This is a genomic window from Neptunomonas sp. ABH4_499 (assembly GCF_056160565.1).
Window position 1 is genome coordinate 1 of sequence record NZ_JBSWXK010000041.1, and the last position, 850, is coordinate 850.

The 850-nt window shown below is 34.6% G+C and carries 1 protein-coding gene; it reads right to left on the minus strand.

From position 1 onward, the window contains the following. Window positions 1–360: 360 nt before the first annotated feature. Window positions 361–699 carry a hypothetical protein gene (locus ACXAF9_RS18145; RefSeq protein WP_475076827.1) on the minus strand — a complete coding sequence of 113 codons (339 nt, stop codon included), beginning with the start codon at window positions 697–699 and terminating at the stop codon, window positions 361–363. Between the last annotated feature and the right edge of the window lie 151 nt (window positions 700–850).

Below are 850 nucleotides of genomic sequence, written 5' to 3' on the forward strand. Positions count from 1 at the left end.
GTTTTGCGGTTCTGAAAGCTTCTTCTTCGGTTTCATAAATCAACGATTCTGCAACTATTTGGGCCGTGAAGGGCAAAAAAAGCGGGTTTTCTATAATCGAACCGCATTATAAACCACTATAAATCATACGGTTACGTATTTTTCAGGGGCGACTACTTATATGAAAAAGAAATATTAACAAAAATAGAATCCATCCCAAGGAAAACAATAGACCAAAGCATAGAGATTAACACCCAAAGACTAGGGATTAATAAAAACATCAACATAAAGATTAAAACCCTAGACTTTTTAAAAAATATAAAACCCGATCAAAGATAAACATTTTTTTACAATCATTGTTAAAGCATTCTAATCTCACTATTAGAATGTTTTAACAAACACACCCCACTTATCATCAAGACGCTGTATAACTTCAATTCTATCCACATCAACATCTTCAGAAAGGTTACTCATATACTGCTCGATATCATCCACAAAAGTAGCATTACTGTTTTTACCTGAAAAATAGATCCATCCACTTGCTGATCCAGATATAGATAACCCTCTTACCTCCTTCATAAACAGAACACCGCCCATAGTAGAAGATGTATGAACAAGAGGTATTTCTAACTGTTTCAAAGTATTTAGCCAGCCTTGAGTAATTTTTTTGCTCATAATTTCAGGCTCAACTCTAAGCTCATTCTCACGAAGATCTATCATTACCAACGCATCACTCTCTAGCATTATTCTAGCTAATGGCTCTAAAGGTTTTATAGATCCAACGAGACTGTCGGATTAGACATTTAACACCATAAGACTTCATCCCACAGTCCTCCTTCATATTCTTTAACGCCTAAAAAAAGTTTTTTTC

Coding starts and splice junctions, on each gene's coding strand:
- ACXAF9_RS18145 (WP_475076827.1), bottom strand. CDS start 699: ATGATAGATCTTCGTGAGAATGAGCTTAGAGTTGAGCCTGAAATTATG.